The sequence below is a fragment of the Blautia sp. JLR.GB0024 genome, assembly GCF_037000545.1.
In the GTDB taxonomy this organism is placed as follows: domain Bacteria; phylum Bacillota; class Clostridia; order Lachnospirales; family Lachnospiraceae; genus Blautia; species Blautia celeris.
On sequence record NZ_JBANBF010000042.1, the window covers coordinates 1 to 1910 of the forward strand.

The window sequence follows — 1910 nt, forward strand, 5'->3', positions numbered from 1 at the left end:
AATAGAGTAGGAGGGAGTGACTAGCTCCCGTCCTCTCACACCACCGTGCGTACCGTTCGGTACACGGCGGTTTCAATAGTTGACATGCACAGACTGATAGGCTGTGGCTAAATCATAAAAGCCACTGTTTATCAGTCTTTCTTTTAACATAGCTCTCTTTACTGTCGTAAGATTTGAAGAGAACCAATGTCCTTTTCGACTGTTAGCCGCTATATGTGCATAGTATTCTGGAATTCCCATTCTGATTAGATTTCTCTTTTTCGTTTTAGGCAGCTTCCACTGTTTCCATATACACATGCGTATTCTGTGATAGAGCCATCCGTTGATATCTTCTATGTTGTTCTTCATGCTTGCGATTCCGTAGTAATTCAGCCAGCCCCTAGCATACACCTTTATCTCTTCAAGACTCGGTTTTATGCTCTGACACTTCTTACGGGAAGATAAGGTTTTCAGTTTTGACTTAAATTTCTTCCATGACTTTGGATGAACTCGGACATATATGCCACTACCATTCCTTCCCAACGTAAAGCCAAGGAACTTAAATTTTCGGATTGCAAACACACTGACAGTACGGCTTTTCTTTCTGTTCACTGTTAGTTTCAGTTTCTCTTCGAGATATTTCGTACTGCTTTCCAACAGTCTTTCTGATGCTCGCTTGCTCTTTGCTAACAACACTATGTCATCAGCATATCTGACACAAGGCACACCTCTCTTAAAGAACTCTTGGTCAAACTCATTCAGATAGATATTTGCCAGTAACGGCGAAAGATTTCCACCTTGCGGAGAACCTTCTTCCGTTTCCATTACCACTCCATTTTCCATTACACCACTTTTCAGATATCGTTTTATGAGTTGGATTACTCTTTCATCTTTTACATTCTTGCGTAAAAGGTTTAATAACAGTTCATGATTTAACGTATCAAAATATCTCGATAAATCCAGCGATACCGCATAGGTATAGCCTTGTTCTGCATACTCTTTTACCTTAAGGATTGCGTCTTTTGCGCTTCTGTTCGGGCGATATCCGTAACTCGTTTCGCTAAAGAGTGGTTCATAGATTGGCATTAGCTGTTGTGCTATTGCCTGTTGTATGGTTCGGTCTATCACTGTCGGTATGCCTAGCTTTCGCACACCACCATCTGCTTTTGGGATTTCAACTCTCCTTACTGGAGACGGAGTATATTTCCCTCTTAATATTCGGTCTGTCAACTCCTTTTGATGTTCCCTTAAATATGGGAGTGCTTCTTCAACGGTCATTCCGTCAATTCCCGCCGCTCCCTTGTTTGCCTTTACTCTTTTGTACGCTCTGTTCATGTTGCCCTTGTACAGTATCGCCTCTAAGAGTTTCGGCTGTGCACTGTCTCTTTCTTTCCATATCCGATTGAACGACCTAGACGCTTTCGCATACCCTTCATGTTCCGCATTATCTCTTTGCGAACAGCCATTGTTCATGTTTTCTGTCATTGTAAGTCATTCCTCCCTTTCTCGGTCATACTCAAGGCTCCTATTGATTCGGTCCTTCATCTTTCGACTACTATGACCTCTGCTGACTTCTGTGCGTTCAGCATAACCTTACAGTTATGGTTACTCCTTTCAGAGCATTCCACACAGACCTCCCTGGGTACCACACGTTTCCTTCTCTCCATCTATCTGCCACATTTATCATGCATGATTCCGTGTAGTTATTGGGCTTCGACTTGTTATGCAGCCTTACCCTCATGCATAACCTTTTATGTGATTTCTGTTCGTCAGACCGGAGATTTGCCCATGGGTTAGTATGTTCCCCATATCCAGCTTCCTTCCGATTCCGTCTCACGGCGGACACCCTTGCTTTCGGCTATATCCTTCCCACTACCGGGCGGATTCGAGACTTTCACTCGTTGGAAACGTGCGCCGCCAGGCGCACATAA

General features: G+C 43.6%; 2 protein-coding genes. Both read right to left on the reverse strand.

Annotation, left to right across the window (positions count from 1 at the left end; genetic code table 11):
• Window positions 1–72 precede the first annotated feature (72 nt).
• Entirely contained in the window at window positions 73–1464 is a 1392-nt protein-coding gene (gene ltrA, locus V8Q34_RS27330; RefSeq protein ID WP_291587187.1) for a group II intron reverse transcriptase/maturase, read from the reverse strand.
• Window positions 1465–1520: 56 nt separating this feature from the next.
• On the reverse strand, window positions 1521–1646 hold the full coding sequence (locus V8Q34_RS27335) for a hypothetical protein (protein WP_255611085.1): 126 nt from the start codon (window positions 1644–1646) through the stop codon (window positions 1521–1523).
• Between the last annotated feature and the right edge of the window lie 264 nt (window positions 1647–1910).